Annotated in this window: 27 protein-coding genes; 17 read left to right on the top strand and 10 right to left on the bottom strand. The window is 40.9% G+C overall.

The annotated features are described in order from the left end of the window. The first annotated feature begins 71 nt into the window (after nt 1-71). Nucleotides 72-437: a hypothetical protein gene (locus tag RR876_RS06705; RefSeq protein WP_279687332.1), complete on the top strand. Its 366-nt coding sequence runs from the start codon at nt 72-74 to the stop codon at nt 435-437. 113 nt (nt 438-550) lie between these two features. On the opposite strand, the gene RR876_RS06700 is transcribed toward RR876_RS06705, so the two are convergent. Together RR876_RS06700 and RR876_RS06695 are read right to left on the bottom strand one after the other, a co-directional pair. Next, the gene (locus RR876_RS06700; protein ID WP_279678604.1) at nt 551-991 is read right to left on the bottom strand and encodes a DUF2147 domain-containing protein; all 441 of its coding nucleotides are present in this window, start codon (nt 989-991) and stop codon (nt 551-553) included. 383 nt (nt 992-1,374) lie between these two features. After that, complete coding sequence (locus tag RR876_RS06695) at nt 1,375-2,004, bottom strand: hydrolase (protein ID WP_010327145.1); 630 nt, start codon at nt 2,002-2,004, stop codon at nt 1,375-1,377. Nucleotides 2,005-2,130: 126 nt separating this feature from the next. On the opposite strand from RR876_RS06695, the gene yaaA reads away from it, so the two are divergent. Both yaaA and RR876_RS06685 read left to right on the top strand, forming a co-directional pair. Next, on the top strand, nt 2,131-2,910 hold the full coding sequence (gene yaaA, locus RR876_RS06690; protein ID WP_332476914.1) for a peroxide stress protein YaaA: 780 nt from the start codon (nt 2,131-2,133) through the stop codon (nt 2,908-2,910). A 15-nt stretch (nt 2,911-2,925) separates the two neighbouring features. Continuing rightward, the gene (locus tag RR876_RS06685; RefSeq protein WP_332476913.1) at nt 2,926-3,552 is read left to right on the top strand and encodes a metal-dependent hydrolase; all 627 of its coding nucleotides are present in this window, start codon (nt 2,926-2,928) and stop codon (nt 3,550-3,552) included. Here RR876_RS06685 and RR876_RS06680 read toward each other — a convergent pair. Then, the gene (locus RR876_RS06680; protein ID WP_332476912.1) at nt 3,549-4,976 is read right to left on the bottom strand and encodes a deoxyribodipyrimidine photo-lyase; all 1,428 of its coding nucleotides are present in this window, start codon (nt 4,974-4,976) and stop codon (nt 3,549-3,551) included. The two genes, RR876_RS06685 and RR876_RS06680, sit on opposite strands and share 4 nt — an antisense overlap. A 228-nt stretch (nt 4,977-5,204) precedes the next feature. On the opposite strand from RR876_RS06680, the gene RR876_RS06675 reads away from it, so the two are divergent. The 4 genes from RR876_RS06675 (at nt 5,205) to RR876_RS06660 (ending at nt 8,622) form a co-directional block, all read left to right on the top strand. Further along, nucleotides 5,205-5,444 carry a hypothetical protein gene (locus tag RR876_RS06675; RefSeq protein ID WP_332476911.1) on the top strand — a complete coding sequence of 80 codons (240 nt, stop codon included), beginning with the start codon at nt 5,205-5,207 and terminating at the stop codon, nt 5,442-5,444. A 369-nt stretch (nt 5,445-5,813) separates the two neighbouring features. Continuing rightward, complete coding sequence (locus RR876_RS06670) at nt 5,814-7,136, top strand: NCS2 family permease (RefSeq protein ID WP_004696144.1); 1,323 nt, start codon at nt 5,814-5,816, stop codon at nt 7,134-7,136. Nucleotides 7,137-7,203: 67 nt separating this feature from the next. After that, nucleotides 7,204-8,205 (top strand): adenosine deaminase, encoded by a 1,002-nt coding sequence (locus RR876_RS06665; RefSeq protein WP_332476910.1) that lies wholly within the window; start codon nt 7,204-7,206, stop codon nt 8,203-8,205. Nucleotides 8,206-8,259: 54 nt separating this feature from the next. Then, nucleotides 8,260-8,622: a hypothetical protein gene (locus RR876_RS06660; protein ID WP_242759379.1), complete on the top strand. Its 363-nt coding sequence runs from the start codon at nt 8,260-8,262 to the stop codon at nt 8,620-8,622. A 26-nt stretch (nt 8,623-8,648) separates the two neighbouring features. On the opposite strand, the gene RR876_RS06655 is transcribed toward RR876_RS06660, so the two are convergent. Beyond that, on the bottom strand, nt 8,649-9,218 hold the full coding sequence (locus tag RR876_RS06655) for a cytochrome b (protein ID WP_332476909.1): 570 nt from the start codon (nt 9,216-9,218) through the stop codon (nt 8,649-8,651). A gap of 221 nt (nt 9,219-9,439) precedes the next feature. Between RR876_RS06655 and RR876_RS06650 the strand changes: the two genes are divergently transcribed. From RR876_RS06650 to rnhB, 3 genes are all read left to right on the top strand, one after another. Beyond that, entirely contained in the window at nt 9,440-9,817 is a 378-nt protein-coding gene (locus RR876_RS06650) for a hypothetical protein (RefSeq protein ID WP_332476908.1), read from the top strand. A 137-nt stretch (nt 9,818-9,954) separates the two neighbouring features. Further along, nucleotides 9,955-10,317, top strand: coding sequence for a hypothetical protein (locus RR876_RS06645; protein WP_332476907.1), 363 nt, complete (start codon nt 9,955-9,957; stop codon nt 10,315-10,317). A gap of 66 nt (nt 10,318-10,383) precedes the next feature. Then, entirely contained in the window at nt 10,384-10,971 is a 588-nt protein-coding gene (gene rnhB, locus RR876_RS06640) for a ribonuclease HII (protein WP_332481866.1), read from the top strand. 48 nt (nt 10,972-11,019) lie between these two features. Here the strand turns inward: rnhB and csrA are convergent, their stop codons facing one another. From csrA to alaS, 3 genes are all read right to left on the bottom strand, one after another. Beyond that, on the bottom strand, nt 11,020-11,274 hold the full coding sequence (gene csrA, locus RR876_RS06635; RefSeq protein ID WP_004982340.1) for a carbon storage regulator CsrA: 255 nt from the start codon (nt 11,272-11,274) through the stop codon (nt 11,020-11,022). 273 nt (nt 11,275-11,547) lie between these two features. Beyond that, nucleotides 11,548-12,828, bottom strand: coding sequence for an aspartate kinase (locus RR876_RS06630; protein WP_005400573.1), 1,281 nt, complete (start codon nt 12,826-12,828; stop codon nt 11,548-11,550). A 66-nt stretch (nt 12,829-12,894) separates the two neighbouring features. Next, a complete protein-coding gene (gene alaS / locus RR876_RS06625) occupies nt 12,895-15,588 on the bottom strand; it encodes an alanine--tRNA ligase (RefSeq protein ID WP_332476906.1) in 2,694 nt (897 codons plus the stop codon). A 392-nt stretch (nt 15,589-15,980) separates the two neighbouring features. Here alaS and RR876_RS06620 point away from each other — a divergent pair, with 392 nt between their 5' ends. Next, the gene (locus RR876_RS06620) at nt 15,981-17,015 is read left to right on the top strand and encodes a type I glyceraldehyde-3-phosphate dehydrogenase (RefSeq protein WP_176537984.1); all 1,035 of its coding nucleotides are present in this window, start codon (nt 15,981-15,983) and stop codon (nt 17,013-17,015) included. A gap of 114 nt (nt 17,016-17,129) precedes the next feature. Then, complete coding sequence (locus tag RR876_RS06615; protein WP_004696167.1) at nt 17,130-17,435, top strand: hypothetical protein; 306 nt, start codon at nt 17,130-17,132, stop codon at nt 17,433-17,435. 9 nt (nt 17,436-17,444) lie between these two features. Here the strand turns inward: RR876_RS06615 and RR876_RS06610 are convergent, their stop codons facing one another. After that, on the bottom strand, nt 17,445-17,744 hold the full coding sequence (locus RR876_RS06610; RefSeq protein ID WP_004696169.1) for an AzlD family protein: 300 nt from the start codon (nt 17,742-17,744) through the stop codon (nt 17,445-17,447). Continuing rightward, on the bottom strand, nt 17,741-18,487 hold the full coding sequence (locus tag RR876_RS06605; RefSeq protein WP_332476903.1) for an AzlC family ABC transporter permease: 747 nt from the start codon (nt 18,485-18,487) through the stop codon (nt 17,741-17,743). The genes RR876_RS06610 and RR876_RS06605 overlap by 4 nt, the downstream gene beginning before the upstream one ends. 164 nt (nt 18,488-18,651) lie before the next feature. Here RR876_RS06605 and RR876_RS06600 point away from each other — a divergent pair, with 164 nt between their 5' ends. Further along, nucleotides 18,652-19,107, top strand: coding sequence for an Lrp/AsnC family transcriptional regulator (locus tag RR876_RS06600; protein ID WP_005400579.1), 456 nt, complete (start codon nt 18,652-18,654; stop codon nt 19,105-19,107). 88 nt (nt 19,108-19,195) lie between these two features. Here RR876_RS06600 and RR876_RS06595 read toward each other — a convergent pair whose 3' ends face one another. Continuing rightward, nucleotides 19,196-19,708 carry a hypothetical protein gene (locus RR876_RS06595; RefSeq protein WP_332476902.1) on the bottom strand — a complete coding sequence of 171 codons (513 nt, stop codon included), beginning with the start codon at nt 19,706-19,708 and terminating at the stop codon, nt 19,196-19,198. Nucleotides 19,709-20,137: 429 nt separating this feature from the next. On the opposite strand from RR876_RS06595, the gene RR876_RS06590 reads away from it, so the two are divergent. The 4 genes from RR876_RS06590 (at nt 20,138) to RR876_RS06575 (ending at nt 24,160) form a co-directional block, all read left to right on the top strand. Beyond that, the gene (locus RR876_RS06590; RefSeq protein WP_078388960.1) at nt 20,138-21,304 is read left to right on the top strand and encodes an ATP phosphoribosyltransferase regulatory subunit; all 1,167 of its coding nucleotides are present in this window, start codon (nt 20,138-20,140) and stop codon (nt 21,302-21,304) included. Between the two features lie 69 nt (nt 21,305-21,373). Next, nucleotides 21,374-22,693, top strand: a complete 1,320-nt coding sequence (locus RR876_RS06585) for an adenylosuccinate synthase (RefSeq protein ID WP_004696178.1) — start codon at nt 21,374-21,376, stop codon at nt 22,691-22,693. A 201-nt stretch (nt 22,694-22,894) separates the two neighbouring features. Then, a complete protein-coding gene (locus RR876_RS06580) occupies nt 22,895-23,200 on the top strand; it encodes a hypothetical protein (RefSeq protein WP_332476901.1) in 306 nt (101 codons plus the stop codon). Nucleotides 23,201-23,386: 186 nt separating this feature from the next. Continuing rightward, nucleotides 23,387-24,160, top strand: a complete 774-nt coding sequence (locus tag RR876_RS06575) for a M48 family metallopeptidase (RefSeq protein ID WP_004982314.1) — start codon at nt 23,387-23,389, stop codon at nt 24,158-24,160. The last annotated feature ends 70 nt before the right edge of the window (nt 24,161-24,230 follow it).

Raw genomic sequence — 24,230 nt, 5'->3', positions numbered from 1 at the left:
CTTTTGCTTGGCTGTTTTGTGTTAAGCCATTATGCTAAACCCATATAACAAAAAAGCCTTTGGGATGATCAATGAGAAAATTACAATTCACAGCACAGCATGGACAGCAGCAGGAAGTAAGTGAAAGTGGTGTAGTACAGAAGCAAGTACAAGACCTACTGGTTCAAAAGTTAGGTCAATTTGGTTTTGAAACTTTGCCACAAAGTGGTGATCAGGTGGCTGTGAGTGTCGATAATCATACTTTGCCACTGTCTATTACGTGCCAAGGTCATGACAGCGAAGGAAATCTGGTGTGCGAAATTGCCTCTTATCCAGATGAGGAGCAAGACTGGTTAGACCGAATTGCTGAACGAAGCTTATTAAATCAATTGGCACAAGCGGTTGAAACCACACTAAAAACAGATAAAAGTTTTACTGAGTTTGAATGGAAAGGCTAATTGAATAGATAAAAAATGCTGAATTGGTTTTTCCTGATTCAGCATTTTTTAGGACAGAACACGTTTAATATTTTGATGTGTCAACCCGCTTATAACTGGATGTGCTATAAGACTTATTCCACACGTAACCAAGTTTGGCTACGTCCCACAGCAGAAACACCTAAATATCCTCTTAAGAATAGCTTTTTCCCATTTGGGCTAATTTTACCTTTTAGGCTATACAGCTTGCCTGAAACGGGATCAATGATTTTGCCATGTGTATAATTAATATTATTTTCAGTTTTTAAACCGGTAATCACTTGCATACCAATAATAGGCTTATCGGTGTAGGGAGCAGGGCAGTTGGTGCAGAACTCTTTTGCTGTATAACCTGGACGAGGAGTTGCTTTTAGTGCAGTTCCAGCATAAGTCCCATTGGTTTGCTTTTCAATTTTCACCAGACCTTTGGGTTCTCCAGTTTTATCATCGATATAACGCCAAGTTCCTATAATGTCCTGAGCACAGGCTGATGTGGTGGCTATAGTGACTAAAACTGCCCCGAGAATTGTTTTCATAAAATCCCTGAATATTTTAAAAATTATTTAAATGAATAGCTCTCACGAGCTAAGATGTTGATTGTATAATTTATTATTTGAATAATGATGTGCAGAATATATCAAGTTCAAGCGTAGATTGTTGCATAAAGTACCATTAGCAGGATTAAACTTTTAAAACAGGCATTGGATGGAGATCGTGCTGATTTAGTTTAGCGCTCAAAAGGAAGCTTAAAATTATTTTGGGAACAGAAGAGATATAACAGACGACTAATGAAGCTGCTTGAAATGGCTTATTAAGCGTTGGAATAGAAAAAGAGATCAGCTTGAATTAAAAATAAAGAGTTCAAGAAAGAAAGGATCTAATGTTAGACAGCCATTTCTTTCTTGAACTTAGTAATGCGTTAAATCCACAGGAAACGTGTAATCGCAATACGTAACTGTTTTAGGTAGCCTGTAAAGAAATGGTTTGCACCAGGTAATACAGTCACTAAATGGCGCTGCGGTTTAGCCCATGTAATCATATCAGACAGTAAGGTTACTTCATCGGCTTCGCCATGGATGAATAAGATGTCACCTTTCAGTTGTGGTGTTACATAGTGGCGCACACCTGCGACCGTTGCCGTTGGTAGACCACATAGAATGGTTTGTTTTGGTCGAATTTCTTCTTGTAAAGCATCATAGCATTTCGCCATGACATGCGCGCCGAAACTAAAACCACCTGCATAGAAGGGTAAAGTTGTATGTGCTGCACGAGCATGCTTAATCACTTCAAGAACATCATCAGTTTCGCCATGACCTTCGTCGTGTAGACCAACACTTTGACCTGAGCCACGGAAACTTGGACGGTACACAATGCAACCACGTTCTAAGAACATTTGCGCAAGCAATGCAGGAACCTTATGTTGAGGCGTACCACCTTGGAGTGGATGGGGGTGAGTAACTACCGCGAATCCTTTCACTTCACCCTGTGGATAATCTACAAAAACTTCAATTTGCCCAACTGGACCTTGAATGAACATCTGCTCAGACATAGAGAATCGATACATATAACAGGAGAATGGGCTAGTTTAACCGTTTATGCTTATTAAAAACACAGATTGGCAATAAAATAAGTCTACTGATATAGTCTGTTTAATTGTTTTTTAATCAGGTTATCTATGCTTGCCCTTGTTTCTCCTGCCAAAACTTTAGATTACCAAACTGCTTTACCCACCGATGCGTATACACAACCCAGATTGCTGCAACATTCCCAAAAATTGATCGAAGTTAGTCGCAAACTGTCAGCAAGTGAAATTGCAAACTTAATGAGCGTCAGTGAAAAAATTGCCACCTTAAACGTTGATCGTTTTCGTGATTGGCAGCCAGAATTCAACTTTGCCAATGCGCGACAAGCCATGTTTGCTTTTAAAGGCGATGTCTATACTGGTTTAGATGCTTATCATTTGTCAGAGTCGAACATTGAATATACACAGCAACATTTAAGAATGCTCTCTGGGTTATATGGTTTACTACGACCATTGGACTTGATGATGCCGTATCGTTTAGAGATGGGAACCAAGCTGGCTAATCCACGTGGACATAATCTGTATGAGTTTTGGGGCAATCACATTACCAATTTAATTAACCAAGATTTAGAACAGGCAGGTTCTAAAATTTTGCTGAATATTGCTTCGGATGAATACTATAAATCTGTGAAAGAAAGCAAAATCCAAGCAGACATTATTAAACCTGTGTTTTTAGATCAGAAAAATGGCAAATATAAAGTTATTAGTTTCTATGCCAAAAAAGCGCGTGGTTTGATGGCGCGTTATATGATTGAAAACCAAATTGATCAAATTGAAGGGTTAAAATCATTCCAGACAGATGGTTATTACTTTGATGCCGACAGCTCATTAAAAGGTGAGTTGGTCTTTAAACGAGATGAACAGGCAGCATAACGAAAGGGCATTCCAATGGTGCAGTATACAAAACAGTTTCAGGACTATTGGGCGCTCACCGCAAAGCAATTGAGTTTGGATGACGATACCACTCAAAAGGCCTATGCCTCGCTGTATAACGCCTATAGTGAAGTACAGCGGCATTATCATAGCATTCAACATATTGTTGAATGTTTTGAGCATTTTCATCAGATCAAAACCCACTTGGACGATACTTTGTCTGTTGAGTTGGCCATTTGGTTTCATGATGTCATTTATAACCCGCAAGCACATGACAATGAGCAGCAAAGCGCCGACTACATGCAACGGATGCTTGAAAATGTGCTTGGAGCTGAGCAAATTGCAAAGATCTACGCATGGATTTTGGCAACCAAAGCACATGCACCGACAGCTGACACTGATTTGGCTTATCTATTGGATATTGATCTGGCTATTTTAGCCAGTGACCCTATGCGTTTTGCTGAATATGAACGCCAAATTCGGCAAGAATATGCTTGGGTTGAGCCTTCACTTTATGTGCAGAAGCGTCAACAAGTGTTAAGGCACTTTTTAGAAACGCAGCCACTGTACCAGACGCCATTTTTCCAAAAGTGCTATGAGCGTCTAGCTAAACAGAACTTAGCCCAAGCTTTGAATGTTTAAAGCCCTTTAAATGCTTCGATGGCACGAATACGACTCGATTTTAAATCGACGATTGGCTGGGGATAGTCCAATTCCATATTCTGCTGCTTCGCATAAGGCTCATGAATGCTTTTGGCATCTAAATGTGCAAGCTCTGGTAGCCACTGTCGAATATAGTCACCATTGCTATCAAATTTCTGAGATTGGCTCACAGGGTTAAAAACTCGGAAGTAAGGTACAGCATCGGTACCCGTGGAGGCACACCATTGCCATCCGCCATTATTGGCAGCTAAGTCACCATCAGCCAAATGTTGCATAAACCATTGCTCGCCCAGTCGCCAATCAATCAACAAGTTTTTAGTTAAGAACATTGCAACAATCATACGGACACGATTGTGCATCCAGCCTGTCGCAAGTAGTTGCCGCATACCTGCATCCACAATTGGAATACCAGTACGACCTTGTTGCCATGCGTTTAAATCTTCAGGCGAATCTCGCCAAACAATACGCTGTGTGTTGGCTTTAAATGGCAGATGTTTAGATACATGTGGAAAATCAAATAAAATATGCTGATAAAACTCCCGCCATAACAGTTCATCTAACCAAGTTTGTTGCCCAGAGTTGTCGATCATGAATTGACAGTGTTGGGCACGAAACAGGGCATTGAGACACTGGCGAATTGACAAGATCCCGAGATTTAAATAAGTTGAAAGTTGGCTGGTGCTATTTAAAAATGGAAAGTCTCTCTCTTTTTGATAGTCACTAACTTTGTGATCAATAAAATCATCGAGCACTGAAAGCGCATATATTTCCGTTTCAGGCCAATAGGCTTTAATTTGATTTAACTCCTTCGTATTCACATCAATCAGTGATTCAATGTGTGGAATGTCTGTATTTAAATCGGCAGGAAGCTGTATAGGTTGCTGTGCAGAAGGGAGAGGGTAGCACTGCGGTAAGCCAATATTTAAGCGCTCATAACAGGTTTTTTTAAAAGCGCCAAAGACTTGATAGGGCTTACCAGATTGGTTACGAATACTGTTTAAGGGAAAGAGGGTTCGATCTTGGAAGAGCGTAAATTCAATGAGTTGCTGATTTAAGCATTGTTGAACTTCGGCATCGCGCTTTAGCTCATTTACGCCCATTTCGATATTTGCAAAGATCTGTTGTACTTGCAGTGTATGACACAAAGATGAAAGCTGACGTTGAATATCTTGCCACAGCGGAATATTTAGAATGAGCAAAGGAATATTCAGCTGAGCAAGACTCTGTTTTAAATCGTGCAATTGTCTGACATATAAATCAATTTTTACAGCTGCATCATGATGTAATAGCCACTGTTGTGGGGATAGAATCACTAAAGCCAGCATAGGTCCATGTTGGTTTGCATGCCAAAGTGCAGCATGGTCGTGTATGCGAAGATCTTGTCTAAACCAAATTATGTTCATAAAAGGTTAATCAACTGTAATTTTTTGAAATATAAAATATTACAAAATTGAGCACTTTGATCATATTTTTTTCTCACTCGTTTAACTTAATCTTATGTTATTGAAATAATTAAATCAGAAAAAACTATAAAGTGTGAAGATGCTTTTTATCTGATAAATGTGTGACCCTTTGTATTATTTGTTATGATTTGTAATCATGCTAGTGCAGTTGTGGATATTGTGAATGTCATGAAAAAAATTCTAATCCCTATTTTTGTAGCTGCTGTTTGTTTGCTTGGGTTTGCTGTTTTTCAGGATACAGAAACGAAAAAACAGCAACAGTTGAATCAACTCATGAACAGTACTGAGCCTAAAGTGCAAAAGTTGAGTCCTTTCTCAAAGGCAAAGGCCGTGCCTGAAAAAGTCAATAGCCCACTTCAAAGCGATGCTGAAGCAATAATCGAGCAGGTCTCCATTAAAGTACTTTGACGTTTAAGATAGAATAAAATCATGTCTAAATGACTTATCATGTTGAATTTTAATTAAAAATAAATTTAAAACAATTAAAAATCAGTGTGTTATAATTCGCGCCAAGATATCTTGAATTTTAGATTTTGAGTCTAAAATGACGTTTTTGTTGAAAGCTGCATACGGTTTATGCGGCTTTTTTGTTTAGGTATATATGGTTCGACCCTGCGTTTGAACCATTCATGGCTAAATAAACTTTTCCTGAATTGAGGAAATTTGGCATATTCATTGCTTTAACTTCCAGAAATTTAATCAGATTTTCATCGTACTGAGTGTCGAAATTTTTTGGCAGTTATACAGTTTTAAAAGTTTATTTACAGGGGCTAGGTCATGACGACTCCTAATCCATCTTCAGAAAATATGCTCGAGCGTATGTTCAAACTGAGTGAAAATAAAACCAGTTTTCGTACAGAGCTTCTTGCAGGTGTAACCACATTCTTAACCATGTGTTACATCATTATTGTGAATCCAATGATTTTATCCGAAACGGGGATGGATCATGGTGCTGTCTTTGTAGCAACTTGTCTTGCAGCCGCAATTGGCTGTTTGGTCATGGGTATTGTTGCAAATTATCCAATTGCATTAGCACCAGGTATGGGCTTAAACGCTTACTTTACCTATTCGGTGTGTATGGGTATGGGCGTGCCTTGGCAGACTGCTTTAGCTGCAGTGTTTGTATCAGGTTTGGTGTTCATTGCGATCAGTATGTTTAAGATCCGTGAAGCCATTGTGAATGCAATCCCAATGTCGCTTAAGCTTGCGATTGGCGGCGGAATTGGTTTATTCCTTGCGTTGATTGCTTTAAAAAATGCAGGCGTTATTGTGGACAATCCAGCGACTTTGGTTGGATTGGGCGACTTAAAGCAACCGACGGTTCTTTTGGCTTTATTTGGCTTCTTGATGGTGGTTGTGCTGCATCACTTTAAAGTGCGTGGTGCCATTATTATCAGCATCTTGGCTTTAACTGCAATTTCAACAGCAATGGGCTTAAGCGAGTTCAAAGGTGTTGTTGGTGAGATTCCTTCAATTGCTCCAACATTCATGCAAATGGACTTCGAAGGTCTATTTACTGCAAGCTTAGTGGGTGTCATTTTTGTATTCTTCTTGGTCGATTTATTTGACTCAACAGGTACATTGGTGGGCGTGTCACACCGTGCAGGCTTACTGAAAGATGGCAAGCTTCCACGTTTGAAAAAAGCATTATTTGCAGACTCAACCGCAATTGTTGCAGGTGCAGCATTAGGTACATCTTCGACGACACCATATATTGAGTCGTCTGCGGGTGTTGCTGCTGGTGGCCGTACAGGTTTAACCGCAGTTGTGGTCGGTGTGTTATTTATCTTATGTTTGTTTTTAGCACCTTTAGCTCAATCTGTACCTGGTTTTGCAACAGCTCCAGCATTGTTATTTGTTGGCGTGTTAATGATTCAGGGAATTACCCATATTGATTGGGATGATATTACTGAAGCCGTTCCTGCGTTCTTAACCATTGTATTTATGCCATTTACCTATTCAATTGCAGATGGTATTGCGATGGGCTTTATTAGCTATGCATTGGTTAAATTGTTCACCGGTAAAGCGGCGACTGTACCGTACATGGTGTGGATTGTGGCTGTGCTTTGGGCATTAAAATTCGCGTTATTTGGTGGCTAATTCATCAAATAGTGATAAGGGTGTAAACTCAGTTTACGCCCTTTTTTATTTTTAAAGAGGAAAAGATATGAGTCAATTGGAGCTCATTCGTGCTTTACCAAAAGCTGAATTGCATGTGCATATTGAAGGGACATTTGAGCCAGAACTCATGTTTGCAATCGCACAGCGTAATCAAATAGACATTCCTTATAAGTCGGTTGAAGAAGTAAAACAGGCTTATAATTTTCACAATTTGCAATCGTTTTTAGACATCTATTATGCTGGTGCAAATGTACTAATTCATGAGCAAGACTTTTATGACTTGGCTTGGGCGTATTTTGAAAAATGTGCTGAAGATCGTGTAGTACATACCGAAATGTTCTTTGACCCACAAACGCATACAGACCGTGGTATTGCTTTTGAAACAGTGATTAATGGTCTGCAACGCGCATGTGATGATGCCAAGGCAAAATTTGGCATTAGTTCGCATTTGATTATGTGTTTCTTGCGTCATTTAAGTGAAGAAGCAGCCCTTGAAACTTTAGCGCAAGCATTGCCTTATAAAGATCAAATCATTGGTGTAGGCTTAGACTCAAGCGAAGTGGGGCATCCTCCTTCAAAGTTTGAACGTGTCTTTGCTAAAGCGCGTGAAGCGGGCTTTTTAGTGGTTGCGCATGCGGGTGAAGAAGGCCCAGCAGAATATGTGTGGGAAGCTTTAGATTTGCTTAAAGTGAACCGTATTGACCACGGTGTACGTTCCGAAGAAGATCCTGTATTAATGCAGCGTTTGATCGCGGAGAAAATGCCACTAACAGTTTGTCCACTCAGTAACTTAAAGTTATGTGTAGTTGACGATATGGCACAGCACAATATCCGCCGTTTGTTGCAACAAGGTGTGCAAGTGACAGTAAATTCAGATGATCCATCGTACTTTGGTGGTTATATGAATGATAACTTTATTGCTATTACAGATGCGTTGGACTTAACAGCAGTTGAGCTAAAACAATTGGCGTTAAACTCTTTTGAGGCGTCGTTTATTTCGGCAGAAGAGAAGCAAAAATGGGCGGCTGAAATTGCAGCCATTGCTTAATCTAGTGCTCCTTTAAAGACAGAGTTCGCTCTGTCTTTTTTATGTGAGGTCAATATGAAAAAAATCATTGCATTGCTTGTGGTTATTTTTGTGCTCTTTGCAGTTTATTTGCTCAAAACAGATACAGGGTTAACTCAAAAGCTATTAAAGCCAGTAGTGGTGTATCAGTGCGGTGTTGAGCTTGAAGCGACAAGGCTGTGGAAAGTCAGCACAGCATTGCTTGGTGAAGAAAAAAAGAATCAGCTGCAAACGCAAATCTGTGGTTGCGTGGGTGAAAATGCGTTAAAGGATATTCCTGCAACAACTTTGTTACGTGCATTGGTTGATGAACAAGTCAAAAAACAGGTGGTCCAACAGGGGGTGTTGAATACGCTTAAAGGATGTGTGGTGGATGAAGTCCTAAAAGCAACAGATTGATGCTTTTAGGCTGATTCAACTTGGTATTACTTTGCTTGTTTGGTCATGCTATTTAATACATTATCTTTATCAATAAAGTGGTGTTTTAGTGCTGCTGCAATATGACCTACCAACAGCAATCCAGCTGCCCATGAAATCCAGATATGTAAAGGTTTCACGATCGAGAGTAACTCTGGGTTGTCTTGTACTAAACGAGGAATTTCAAAAAGGTACAATACAGGCGCAGGGTGCCCAGCACTCCAGCTAAATAAACAGCCAGTAATGGGCAAAGCCAACAAAATGAAATATAAAGCCAAATGACCGAGGTGTGCCATTTTTTGCATTAATGGTGACATACTGTCTGGAAGTTTGGGTGCAGGGTGGGTATAGCGCCAAAAGATACGAATCACCACCAGAAAGATAATCGTGGTTGCAATGTTCTTATGTAAGGTAATGACATCCCCTTTAAAGCTACCATCAGCATCATAACTGAGGAAGTTTCCGCTATAAAAACCAATCAGCCAAGCAGCAATAAAGATAATTGCCATGAGCCAATGCAGGATTTGAGCAGTACGCGTGTAATGGGTATTTGCCGAGTTCATTAGATTCACATCCATTTTTATGTTGCGCTATTTTATAGAACTATAGATAGGTCAAAAATGTAGTAGATGCAACATAGCGTTGATATTCTGCAACGCTGTACAGACCAATGGTGCATGACTGATTTAAAATTGTGCAATAAGTGAAAGATATTAAAATGGCATGGAAATAGTGTTTCCGTAAACAGCCAAGTTTCGGCAAAATACGCGCACTTTAACTGTTATAAATGGATAAATCCGTGAAAAAAATGATTGCAGTGCTTGCCCCTTTGGCTTTGATCCTTTCGGCTTGTACAACAACTGATATGGCAACGACCAATATGACGACCACCACGCAACAACTGGGTACAGCGGCGCTTAAAATTGCCATTAATGCAAAATGTACGACTGAGTTGAATAACCTGCCGGCATGGAAAACGGCAACCAAATTTATGACGGCTGACCAAAAAACCGATATTCAGACTGAAATTTGTGGTTGCGTAAGTGAGAAAGCCCCACAAAATATTACGGCTGTCGATGTGGCAACCGCAGCAATTGACCCTGCGGCGCGTACGACCATTATTAGCAATGCTGTGACGAAAACCATCAATGCATGTGTGGCTGAAGCGGTGAATTAAGTTGTGATATATCAAAGAAGCGGGGACATGCCTCGCCTCTTTGCAAATCTTTTGTACTTTTTGGTGTTTATCTTTTATATTGATTTGAATAACAACAATTGAAGCCTTATTTCTTTTATAACAAAGGGTATATCTGTATGAAAAATGATAAGTTAATTCTCTGTTTGTTTGGCTCACTTATACTTTCCGCTTGTGTGTCGAATCCTTTATCTGGTTCAGATGATGATGGAATCTCTGTCATTAAAATGGCATCTCATGCAAAATGCATGAATGAAATCGAAACTAATCCAACATGGATTGTCGCGAGTAAACTGTATTCTGAAGAGCAAAAACAAAAGAAAAAACGTGAAGTGTGTAATTGTGTCGGTGAAAATTCACCGAAGGTACTATCCAAGGAGCAGTTGGCTTTGGCAGTCATTGATCCCAAAGCAAAGGCAACCTATAGCGCTTTAGCAGCAACAAAAACAACAGCCACATGTGCCTCTGAAATGCTAAACTAAGCCGAATAGATTTTTGTTAAATTTTTAAAATGGCTGTTGATCAGCCATTTTTTATGAGAGTAGAAAATGCAAATTGCAGGTGCAGATGAGGTAGGGCGCGGCCCTTTGGTGGGTTCAGTGGTCGCGGCTGCGGTAATATTAGACCCGAATAACCCGATACAAGGGTTGAATGATTCTAAAAAACTGACTGAAAAAAAACGTGAAAAACTTTTTGTCGAAATTCAGGAAAAAGCATTGGCATGGGCGATTGCTGAGGCGAGTGCCGCTGAAATTGATGAGATCAATATTTTACAAGCATCTTTGCTTGCGATGCGCCGCGCAGTTGAACAGTTGACGATACAGCCCGAACATGTCCTAGTCGATGGTAATAAAATTCCACAAGGCTTGAGCATGAGCTGTGAGGCCATTGTGGGAGGGGATGCTTTACATGCTGAAATCTCAGCGGCGAGTATTTTGGCCAAAGTGACACGTGACCATCAAATGATTGAGATGGACCGAAAATATCCTCAGTTTGGTTTTGCCAAACACAAAGGTTATCCAACCAAAGCACACTTTGAGGCGATTGCTGAACATGGGGTCATCGACGAGCATCGTCGTAGTTTTGGGCCTGTAAAGAAAGTGATCGAGGCGCTTGAGCAAAAAGAGACTGTATAAAAATTTAAAGCGGCCAATCGGGCCGCTTTATATCTGAATGTTTCAATCTTAACGATTGAAATTATTCTGCTGTGCACCTTCATCTTCAAATGCAGGCTGGTAGTCCTGATCAAGATGTTGAAGATGTTCATGCATTGCACGTTCATGCTGAATGCGTTGATAAATCTCTTCACGATGTACAGATACTTCTTTGGGAGCATTGACACCAATACGAACTTGGTTGCCTTTGACACCAAGTACAGTAACACTTACTTGATCCCCAATCATTAATGTTTCACCGACGCGTCGGGTCAAAATCAGCATGTTTATCTCCTTGCAAAACGCTAAACCTGCAGTTGTACTAAAGTAAAATACATAATTTTTTGTATTTAAAAAAATTTAAACAAATGTTTAATACAACCGCATGACACTTGAATTTTTAGATATCTAGCGACATTAGGTATAACATTCATCTAAATTTAAGAAAGCCTCGGGCTTAATATAACAGAGCCACTATAGAAAAAACTATAGTGGCTCCTGATTTTTGTAGTCTTTTGCAAAAACTGTCAGACAATGACAAGTTTTTCGCAAGATTGCTTAAGCACGTGCGCTTGATTCACCATGTTCACGGTCTAAACCGAAAGCAGTGTGTAGAGAACGTACAGCAAGTTCTAGGTAGTTTTCTTCAATAATCACAGAAATTTTGATTTCTGAAGTTGAGATCATCAAAATGTTGATGCCTTCATCAGCCAAGGCAGTAAACATTTTACTTGCAACACCTGCATGCGAACGCATACCAACACCTACGATTGACACTTTAACAATGTCGTCACGTGTAGCAACTTCGCGTGCACCAATGGCTTGAGCAGTTTCTTGAAGAATTTTTGTTGCTTTTGCAAGTTCGCCGCGGTTTACCGTGAAGGTGAAGTCAGTTGTACCATCTTCTTCAACATTTTGGATGATCATATCCACTTCAATGTTAGCATTACCAATTGGCGATAAAATTTTAGATGCAATACCTGGTTCATCAGGAACACCTAGAATCGTAAGTTTAGCTTCGTCACGGTTAAATGCGATACCAGAGATAATTGGTTGTTCCATGTTGTCTTCCGCCTCAGTGGTGATTAGTGTTCCGACGTTCTTTTTAAATTCTTCGTCGAATGCGCCATCATCGTCATTATCAAAACTTGATAATACGCGTAAAGGCACTTGGTATTTTCCTGCAAATTCAACCGAACGAATTTGTAGAACTTTAGAACCAAGTGATGCCATTTCCAGCATTTCTTCAAATGAAATACGGTCTACTTTTTTTGCTTTTGGTGCAACACGTGGGTCAGTAGTATAAACGCCATCTACATCTGTATAAATTTGGCATTCATCTGCTTTTAATGCAGCAGCAAGTGCTACACCCGAAGTATCTGAACCGCCACGGCCGAGAGTGGTGGTGTTGCCATCGGCATCGAAGCCTTGGAAACCAGCAACCACGATCACACGACCAGCATCCAAATGCGCAGTCATGGTATCGGTATCAATCGACTCGATACGTGCTTTGGTAAACGCATTGTCCGTTTTGATACCGACTTGGCGACCCGTAAGTGACTTAGCTTCAACGCCAATAGAATTGAGCGCCATTGCTAACATTGAAATCGTTACCTGTTCACCCGTAGAAACCATTTGGTCTAATTCTCGTGGGTCAGGGGTTTCGGTAATGGCTTTCGCTAAAGCAAGTAGGCGATTGGTTTCGCCACTCATTGCTGATACAACCACTACAACCTTGTGGCCGTGGTCATGCCAACGCTTTACACGACGAGCAACATTTAAAATGCGCTCTGGAGTACCCATAGAGGTACCGCCATATTTTTGAACGATTAATGCCATAGTTGTTCCATATAAACCATGACCCTGAATGCATCATTCAGGGTCAGTTACACAAAAGGTGAAGTTTTATTTCGCTTCAAGCCAAGCAGTTAAATCTGCCATCACTGTTGCAAACTTCTCGTTTAGTGGCGCGCCACCTTGTGCTAAGTCAGGTTTGCCACCACCTTTACCACCGAGCTCAGTTGCTAGATGTTTGATGATGTCACCTGCTTTAATAGAAGCAGTAAAGTCTTTTGCTACAGATGCGATCAGGCTAACTTTGTCACCTTCAACACCAGCAAGTACGATGACTGCATTTTCTAATTTTGATTTCACACCGTCATGTAGATTGCGAAGTGATTTCGCATCCATGTTTTGAACAGTCGTGATCAGCGTTTGACGACCCGCAAGCGTTTGAACTTGGCTAAGCAGTTCAGTGGCTTGGAAGCTGGCAAGTTTTTGATTGAGTTGCTCAATCTGTTTTTGCAAGCTTGATGCTGTGTCGACTAAGGCTTCAACTTTTTCTAAAGTTTGGTCTTTTTGAGCTTTCAATAAACCATTGATGGTATTGATATCACGGTCAGCTTTTTGAGTAACTTCAATGGCTTTGGTACCTGTTACCGCTTCAATACGACGTACACCCGCAGCTACACCACCTTCAGAAGTGATTTTAAACAAGCCAATGTCACCTGTACGTTTAACGTGAATACCACCGCATAGCTCGATTGAGAAGTTTTTCTCTTCAATGATTGAACCCATTGAAAGTACACGAACTTCATCGCCATATTTCTCACCAAACAACATCATCGCACCTTTTGCTTTAGCAGATTCGATGTCGAGAAGTTCAGTGGTAACAGGGCTGTTTGCAATCACTTCGGCATTCACTAAACGTTCAATTTCTTGAAGTTGTTCAAATGAAACTGGCTGATCGTTGGCAAAGTCAAAACGTAAAATATCTGACGCAACCAATGAGCCTTTTTGTTGGACGTGTTCGCCTAAAATTTGACGTAGTGCTGCATGCAAAAGGTGAGTTGCAGAGTGGTTACGTGCAGTTGCAGCGCGGATATCTGCTTTGACGGTTGCTTCAACATTTTGAGCAACTTTAATGCTACCTACCGTCACGATACCTTGGTGTACAAAAGCACCGCCCGATTTTTTGGTGTCTTGGACTTCAAAAATACCTGTATCATTTTTGAAAATACCTGTGTCACCAATTTGACCGCCGCTTTCTGCATAGAACGGGGTTTGGTTCAGTACGATGAGGGCTTCGTCACCTTCAACGACTTCATCAACTTGTTCGCCATCTTTATAGATCGCGATAATTTGACCTTCACCAGCTGTTGCATCGTAACCGTCAAATTGAGTTTCGCCTTCAACTTTAACAACAGAGTTGTAGTCAATTGCGAATTTACCTGCATCACGTGCACGTTGACGCTGAGCTGCCATTTCAACATCAAAGCCTGCTTCGTCAATGGTTAAATCGCGTTCACGTGCGATGTCAGCAGTTAAGTCAGTTGGGAAACCGTAAGTATCATACAGTTTAAACACCACTTCACCTGGAATCACAGAACCTTTCAGTTGAGCCAATTCACCTTCAAGCAATTTCAAACCTTGCTCTAGAGTTTTAGCAAATTGCTCTTCTTCTTTCAGCAATTGCGCTTCAATACGTACTTTCTGTGCTTCAAGTTCTGGGTAAGCTTGACCCATCACCTCAATTAAAGGTTGCAACATTTTATGGAAGAATGAGCCTGTTGCACCCAGTTTGTTACCATGACGAACTGCACGACGGATAATACGGCGAAGTACATAACCACGGCCTTCATTGGATGGGTTTACACCATCAGCAATCAGGAATGAGCATGAACGTGCGTGATCCGCAACCACTTTAAGTGATGCAGGATATTGAACAGGTGTACCTTTTTCGCGAGCTTCTGTTTCAAGTGCAGCGGTATCTAAACCAATAATTTCAGCGGCTGCTTTGAGTAAGTGTTGAAATAGGTCAATTTCGTAGTTTGAGTTAACGTGTTGTAAAACAGCAGAAATACGCTCTAAGCCCATACCTGTATCAACAGAAGGCGCCGGAAGAGGGTGTAATACGCCATCCGCAGTACGGTTAAACTGCATGAATACGTTGTTCCAAATTTCAATGAAACGGTCGCCATCTTCTTCAGGTGTGCCTGGTAAGCCACCCCAAATATGGTCGCCATGGTCAAAGAAGATTTCAGAACATGGGCCACAAGGACCTGTATCGCCCATTGCCCAGAAGTTATCTGATGCGTACTGGCCACCTTTGTTGTCGCCAATACGGATAATGCGTGATGCATCTAAACCAATTTCTTTATTCCAGATGTCAAATGCTTCGTCGTCAGTGTGGTAAACCGTTGCGTAGAGTTTGTCTTTAGGAAGTGCTAACCAAGCTTCACCAGTGAGAAAATCCCATGCAAATTTGATTGCATCACGTTTGAAGTAGTCGCCAAATGAGAAGTTACCTAACATTTCAAAGAAGGTATGGTGACGTGCGGTATAACCGACATTGTCTAAGTCGTTGTGTTTACCACCTGCGCGGACACACTTTTGTGAAGACACCGCACGTACATAATCACGTTTTTCTAGGCCTAAGAAACAATCTTTAAATTGGTTCATACCCGCGTTGGTAAACAACAAAGTAGGGTCGTTGGCGGGAACTAGAGAACTCGACGCGACACGTGTATGCCCTTGCGATTCAAAGTAGCTTAAAAAAGCTTCGCGAATTTCAGCTGATGTCATAAAACGAGTACTCACAACCAAGTCACTCCATAATTTCGATTTGGCTAATAGTAGCTGAAGAAAGTCTTATTCTAAATACGCTGACTTCAGATACTGGCTTAAAAATTTTAAAACGCCAAATTATAACGGAAAAAGGATGTTGCACCAATCACTTTAAGGCGAATTGATGACATTTCTATGTATTCGATAGTTCTAAGATTTTGCTTGTTATTGTTGAATATTTATATCATTTCGTTGAGGTGAGGTGATTAGTGCGATGTTGTCAGGTAGGTCAATTTGTGACTTAAGTGTTCATATTCATCATCTTCACTGATGGATCATAGAAAAAGAAAGCTTAACCAAATCTATATAAATCCATTAATATAGGCCTGCTTTATCTTTCATCATTTTATACATAAGGGCAAGTCATGCAACGAGTGGCGATAAATGGATTTGGTCGGATCGGACGTAATGTACTACGTGCTTGGTTTGAAAATCCAAAGAACTTTCAGTTTGAAATCGTCGCGGTGAATGATGTAGCAGATGTAGAAACCTTATTGCATTTATTTAAATATGACACCACGCATGGGCGCTTTCCAGGAAAAGTCGATTTAAGTTATGAAAATGAAAGGATTTATTTACATCTTTCTAAAGATCAAGCGCAGCTCAAAGTTGAAGTGTTATGTCAGGCAAACCCGCAAGATTTACCTTGGGCAAGTCTCCATGTAGACGTGGTTCTAGAGTGCACAGGTTTATTTCGCTCGCGTGAAGCAGCAACAGGGCATATCAGTGCAGGTGCAAAGCGGGTCATTATTGGCGCGGCACCTTTTGACTCAGTTGATGCCGCCATTGTGTATGGGGTAAATCACCATGAGGTGAAAGCCAGTGACCAAATCATTTCCAGTGTGTCATGTACCACGCAGGCCTTAGTGCCTTTGGTTAAAATCATTGATGATGCTTTTGGAATTGATACTGCACTCATGACTGAAATTCATGCAGTGACTGCAGATCAGTCTGTATTGGATCATGCGCATCGTGATTTAAGACGTGCTCGTGCTTCAGGTCAAAATATTATTCCCACCACATCGTCAGCCCTCGGTGCTTTAAAACAAGTTATGCCAAAAATGGCCGATCGTATTGATGGTTATTCGATTCGTGTGCCAACCATTAATGTGGCTGCAATTGATTTGACCTTTATTTCGCAGACACCAATTACCGACCATAAAATTAATGAAGTACTGATTCAGGCGGCGAAGTCAGACTACCGTGAAATTATGGATGTGACGGATGAACCCTTGGTGTCTTCGGATTTTAATCATTCACCCTATTCACTCATTGTTGATTTAACGCAAACCATGGTGGTGGGGCATCAAGCCAAAGTCTTTGCGTGGTATGACAATGAATGGGGCTATGCAAACCGCTTATTAGATTTGTGTGAATCTTTTAGTGCGTCAACCACCTAAAGATCTTTATTTTTAGGCATCTTTTACTCTGAAAACAAGATGATAGGCATAGACCGAATACAGACTTGTGGTTATCATGAATCTATAAATGAAAAATAATGTAGAGTGGTGCTTATGTTGATCTTAATTTGGGGATTTATTTTGCTGTTGGCGGTCGCTGTCGTATTTTTAATTTGGTTTCAATTTAAAAATCAGGCAGATAAAACCGATCCAAGCGTAGAGCAAAATCAACTGCAAGAAAAAGTACATCATCTTGAAGAAAATTTAAAAAAGACCTTGGAAATTATGCAAGATCTTGCAAAAAAGATGCATGTGCAACAGGAAGTGATCGAGCAGACCACGTCTAAGTTACAAAAAGTTGAGCTACAAAACGCTGAATTGGTAAATATTCTCGCTAAAGCTGTACAGCCTGAACGCTAAAAATTAAGTTTAAATGAGCACGGTACGTAATAATGCTGCGCTCAGCATGCTAATCACAACGGTTGGTAAGAGTGAAAAGCGTGAAGCTGCAATTAAAGTGATGGCAATGGCGAGTAGGTCTGCGACATTGTCTTTGACAAAATAAGGTGCAATTACTGAAATAAGTACGCAGCCCGGCACAACTTCCAAAATCTTTCGTTGTTTGTTGCTTAAAGTTTTATTTTTCAGCAAAACATAGCCCAATATACGCGTCAGATAAGTGGTTGCTGCGACTAATAAAATTGCGACAAGTGTAGTGCTGTGGATCATAGCTCATCCTCCTGAATAAATAAGAAGGCAGAGGCGATGCCACAGATTGCACCAATAGGCACATACCAACCCGTCGGTAAATATAAATATGCAATGGCCGCACTGATGAGACTAATAAGCCAAGGGCGTGCGGTGCTAAAGCCTTTCCACATACCACGCAGTAAAACCAAAAATACTGCAGCAAAGGCCATATCAAACCCATAACGGTGAACATCGCCTAGCAAAGGACCAAGAATGGCACCTAAGCTGGTAAAACTGACCCACATCAAGTACAGCGCAAAACAGATGCCTGCGTAGTAGGACATGCTAAAGGCCTGTTGTAACCCAAATCTTTTCTTTTGTTCTGCATCGGCAAGCGCTGCGGCCCAACTTTCATCACACATGAAAAACAGGGCAGGGAAAACCTGTCGATTGGGCAAATGGCGTAAATAGGGCACGAGACTTGCACCCATGAGTAAATGACGGCTATTGACTAAAAAAGTAATGAAAATTAAAACGAGAAAATTCGGTGGATTTGTCCAGACTTCGAGCACAGCAAATTCGGAACCGCCCGCAAAGTTTAGGCCAGTAAATAATGGAACTTCTAAATGGCTAAAGCCTTTTTGAGTAGCTTGTGTTCCTAAGACCAAAGCAAAAGGGATAATGCCCAGCAGCATGGGGATAGATGTTTTAATACCACGCTTAAACTCGACGTAATCGGTGGAGTCATTGAGTTCTTGAGTCGTATTTCTAAGAGAGAACATTTTAAATCGCCTATGCGTGCTAGGTTTTGGTGCAGTAGGTGAATAAGTTTAGGCTTTTTCCAAAGATATTTTTTGCTTTATTTAGCTTAATATCGAGCTTATTTGGAATAATATGCTGTTATTAGTTAAGTCTGAGCAAAATTATGCTTTAGGGTGAGGAATTTATGGATCAAACAGATAAGCGGATATTGCAAGTACTACAAACCGACGGAAAACTTCAAAATAATGAGCTGGCTCAACGCATTGGACTGTCTGCCTCACCGTGTTTAAGGCGAGTAAAACAGCTAGAAGAAGACGGGATTATTCGGGCTTATGTGGCTTTGGTTGATCCAGCTAAGGTGAATCTGCGTTTGACCGTGTTTGCACGCATTTGGCTAAAAAGTCAGGATCCGCAAACGGTGAACCAATTTGTTGAATCGATTCGTGAAGTTCCTGAAGTGGTCGAGTGTCATTTAATGGCAGGGGATTGTGATTTCTTTTTACGTATTGTGGTTGCAGACTTAGATGCCTATCGACAGTTTCAAATTCATCGCTTGAATAAAATCCCCAATATACAAAGTATTAAAACAGAAATTCCATTGCAAAATATCAAACAAACCACAGAATTGCCGATTTGGTAACTCAAAAGTTGATAGCTAAATTGCCCGTAAATGTGGCAGCATGACTCAAAGTGATAGGACTTGTGCTCTAGTCATGCTGCTTAGGATGTTATGACTCTTCGTTTAAAAAGCCTTCTTTAATTTCTTTAGGCAGATCTGCGTGCCACCACGCATAAATACTGGTTTTAATTTCTTCATCTTCTTCAGGGTCATTTAGGGGTTCATCATCTTCACGAACCAGTTCATCGCCTTCAAATTTGAACCAAAACTCCCAAGGATCATCATCACCGCAACCCCATGCTTGCGCATGGATGTCTGGAATCAAGGCTTTCAGGAAGAACAAAATCGCTTCCATGAATTCATCACCTGATGAACCATGTACAAAGTGTGCGATGGAATAACCCACGAGGGAGTATAGCGATTCAGGACCTAAGTCAAACTCGATATTATCGACGGTATTTAAAATATCTTCGGCCAGTTCAGCGCCATGTTCTGGGTTGATGTCACAGACTAAAGCCGTAAATTGACTCGCATCGCCGCGATGTTCTTGAAATAATCGGTCTAACTTTGACATGATTTGAGCATCTGGATGCTTGTAATATAAGTTGCTGTGCATTTCCATCGAATTTTCCCCAAGTAAAAAATATGTGATTAAAAGTGTTATCTGTATAACGACGTTGTATTTATTGTTGCTGTTAAATTGAGCTGAAGTATAAAAGAATGTGTCTTTTGTGCAAACACAGATATAATTGGAAATAAAATATAAAACAAAGTCTTATATGAATTTTTCCAATCTGTGCAGAGCACTAGGATGAGTTAATATTATTTATTCTGATACTTGGGCATTGTCTAAAGCCATGTTTGGAATGGTTCGCTCAAAATCGGTAAGAATTTATAAGGTTGTTAACGATGACATCGAAACGATAAATTAAATTTTCCGAAATTGTCTAATGCACAGCACATTGTATCGTGATAGACTAAGAGAAATCGGGTGTGCCCCGATTTTTTTATGCGGATTTGTTCCGCGCAGACAAGATTTTAGGTTTACAACATGCCCATTTCAGAGACATGGTTATTACCTGATGGTGTAGCTGATGTACTACCAGAACAGGCGCAAGTGATTGAAACTTTGCGTCGTCAAGCATTAGATTTCCTCGCAACTCGAGGTTATCAGTTGGTGTACACGCCATTCATTGAATACATCGAATCGTTATCTTCTCTTTCAGAATCGAATCAAGATTTAGACTTAGCCACTTTTAAAGTGATTGATCAGCTTTCTGGTCGTTTGCTTGGTGTGCGTGCCGATATGACACCACAAGTGGCTCGTATTGATGCGCATGTACATCCAGTTGAAGGCGTTGCTCGCTATTGCTATGCAGGAACAGTCCTACATACCAAACCACAGGGCTTTAATACCACGCGTACACCTTTGCAGTTAGGTGCTGAGCTATTCGGTTCAGACAGCATCGATGCCGATGTGGAACTGATTGATGTGATGATCAGCCTGCTTGAAAAAACAGGTTTTGCAGACGGCATCCATTTGGATTTAGGCCATGTGGGCTTATTCCGTAGTATGGTGAAGGTTGCAGGCTTAAATAAAGCGACTGAACGTCAACTCTCTGATTTATACCAACGTAAAGCTCTGCCAGAATTGGCTGAATTTACTCAAGATTTAAACTTTGGTGCAGACTTTTATACTTTAGGTCGTTATGCGAGTGACTTAGCTGCCTTGCAAACGCATTTAAGTGCAGAAGTCATTGCCGATGCTGAATTTAAGCACGCTTTTGATGCATTAAAAACCACACAATCTGAGATTCAAGCACGTTGGCCAAATCTTCAGATGGGTATTGATGTGGTTGAGCTACGTTCGTATCACTACCATACGGGCTTAATGTATGCCGTTTATGCACCAAACCGTGCTGCGCCATTGGCACAAGGTGGACGCTATGACGGAATTGGTGAGCACTTTGGGCGTGCACGCCCAGCAACAGGCTTTAGTTGTGACCTATATGCACTCAGTGCAGGTCGTTTTCAGCAAAACAGTCTTGTGGTTGCACCCAAAGGTACTCAAACAGATTTGATCCAAGCGATTGAACACACACGTGCTCAAGGCATGAGCGTGATTCAACTTTTGGGGCAGGATGATTTAACTACGCTTCCATATGCAACGCACCAGTTGGTGAATGTTGCAGGTCAATGGACTGTAGAACAGATTTAATCACTTCTTCAGGTAAGCTAAAACCTGAGAAGTTCTTCAATTTTAACAGCATGATGCAATGAGGCTATTATGGGCAAGAATGTTGTGGTACTCGGTACCCAATGGGGCGACGAAGGTAAAGGTAAAATCGTCGACCTGCTCACAGATCAAGCGGCTGCGGTCGTTCGTTATCAAGGCGGACATAACGCAGGTCATACACTTGTCGTTGGTGGTAAGAAAACTGTATTACACCTCATTCCATCTGGTATTTTACGTGAAAACGTACTGTGCTTAATTGGTAATGGTGTGGTGCTTTCTCCTGAAGCGCTCATCAAAGAGATGGACATTCTTGAAAAAGAAGGCGTGCCAGTTAAAGAGCGTCTACGTATTTCTCCGAACTGTCCACTGATTTTGCCAAACCATATTGCACTTGACCAAGCGCGTGAAATCAAGCGTGGTAATGCGAAAATTGGTACCACTGGTCGTGGTATTGGTCCTGCGTATGAAGACAAAGTTGCACGCCGTGCAATTCGTGTTGCAGACTTGGTTCGTGGTGGCGAGCATCTTAAAGCTCAGTTAACTGAACTTCTTGAGTACCATAACTTCCAATTAACGCAATTCTACGGCGTAGAAGCAGTTAAATTAGAAGATGTACTTGCGCTGTGTGATCAATGGCGTGAAGTGGTTGCACCACTTGTGATTGATGTCACTACAGAGCTGCATAATTACCGTAAAAACGGTGATAACATCATGTTTGAAGGTGCTCAAGGTTCACTTCTAGATGTTGACCATGGTACATATCCGTATGTAACGTCTTCAAACACGACTGCTGGTGGCGTAAGCTCAGGTTCTGGTTTGGGGCCATTACATCTTGACTATGTATTGGGTATTACCAAAGCATACACCACGCGTGTAGGTGCAGGTCCGTTCCCAACTGAGTTGGTTTATGATGCTGCAAATGACGTAGGTGATGCTATTGGTAAGCACTTAGGGACTGTCGGTTCTGAATTTGGCGCTTCTACAGGTCGTCAACGTCGTTGTGGTTGGTTCGATGCTGAAATCCTTCGTCGTTCTGTAGACGTAAACTCACTTTCAGGTATTTGCTTAACTAAACTTGACGTTCTTGATGGTTTAGAAGAAGTGAAAATCTGTGTAGGTTACGAAGCTGCTGATTCTGGTTGTGTTGGTTCTTCTGATGCGCTTGCATTTGAAACTTTAAAACCAATTTACGAAACGATGCCAGGTTGGTCTGAGTCTACCTTTGGTGCGAAATCAATGGATCAATTGCCACAAGCAGCGATCAACTATGTAAAACGCATTGAACAATTAATCGAATGTCCAATCGATATCATTTCTACAGGTCCAGACCGTGAAGAAACGATTGTTTTACGTCATCCATTTGACGCTTAAGCGATAAAGCATTGAGTAAAAAACCCTGTCTACTACAGGGTTTTTTTATTTGTGCGGTACATCTGTACATGAGCGTTACAGGTATTGATTTAAGCTACTGAGCTGGAATGATTTTCCCGACTAAAGTTGCATGAATAAGCACGACATAATGCATAAGTGCTTGTTAGAATAAAATGCACAATAAACAGATGAGCAGGCAGGATGCAGAAGAATATCGCGGGAACTATTTTTTACTCACTACTTTTTGCTATGGGTGGTGCGCCAACAATCGCGATGATGATTATTCAAGGGCAAACCACCGATCCAGCCGTGATTTATAGTGCACTCATTGGATTGTCTGTGATTATTGCTTGTGTCTTGGTGCCGATCATATTGCTCCAAAATGCATTTCTGTTTGCAAAGCGTAAAAGTTTGGCCCTTGAGGAAAAAATTGAACCCTTAAGCCATCTGTATTTAGGTTTAAATATCCTGTGTTTGGTTTATTGGCTTTTGATTCAGTTTATGTAAGTAGGTTTAAGGTGGTGTGTAGATATCGCTCTAGCGCGGAAATTTGGCTTATTGTGCTTAATTGTGAAGATATTTTTACATAATTGCTATGATAAAACGCGATGATGATATTTAACACTTTAAATCTATTCAATATAATTCAGCACATTATGTAAAATGCTTTGAGATGGATGGAGTTAAGCAATAATGAAAAATAAAATATTAATGAGTTTGTGTGCAGCGAGTGTGGTTACAATTTCAGGTTGTGCAACTTTTGCGGAAGTGGCAGGTGCAGATACTGCAACATTAAATGCAGCAGCAACCCAAGGCTTCAACAAAACAGTGAATGAAGCACGAAGCACAAAGACCCTAGATACTTCATCAACAACGTATAAGCGTATTTATGGTGTATTCAATCGCTTGAAACCATATGCTGATCAAATGAACCAAACTGGAACGAAATTTGACTGGCAGTTGGCAGTACTTAAGTCAAATCAGGTCAATGCCTATGTTGCACCTGGTGGTAAGGTGGTGTTCTACACAGGTATTGTAGATAAGTTGAACCTAACTGATGCTGAAATTGCAGCGGTGATGGGACATGAAATGGTGCACGCTTTAGAAGAACACTCGAAGAGTAAGGTTGGTGCACAGGCATTGACGGATTTGGCTTTGGGGATTGGTCTAAGTGCGGCAGGTGTAGGTCAAACGGGTTCAGCAGCAGCGCAGTTAGGTAGTCAAATTGGTATTGGCTTGCCATACTCACGTAGCCTAGAAAGTCGTGCAGACCAAGGTGGCTTAATGTTGATGGCTAAAGCAGGCTATAACCCTCAAGCTGCGATTAGTCTGTGGGAAAAAATGAATAAACTCGATGGAGCAGGTGGTTCTTCATTTCTCTCGACGCACCCATCAAACAGTCAACGTATTGAAGCAATGCGTAAGAACTTAGCTGCTGCTCAAGCGGTTTATAATCAAAGACGTTAATTTGTTTTGACTAAAAAAGGACGCTAAGGCGTCCTTTTTTACTGTCAGTTTATGATTTTGAAAATCATAA

Origin of the sequence: Acinetobacter sp., from assembly GCF_036666595.1 — a bacterium.
Classification (GTDB): Bacteria; Pseudomonadota; Gammaproteobacteria; order Pseudomonadales; family Moraxellaceae; genus Acinetobacter.
The sequence above is the reverse complement of the archived record's forward strand: the minus strand, read 5'-3'. Positions and strand labels throughout refer to the sequence as shown.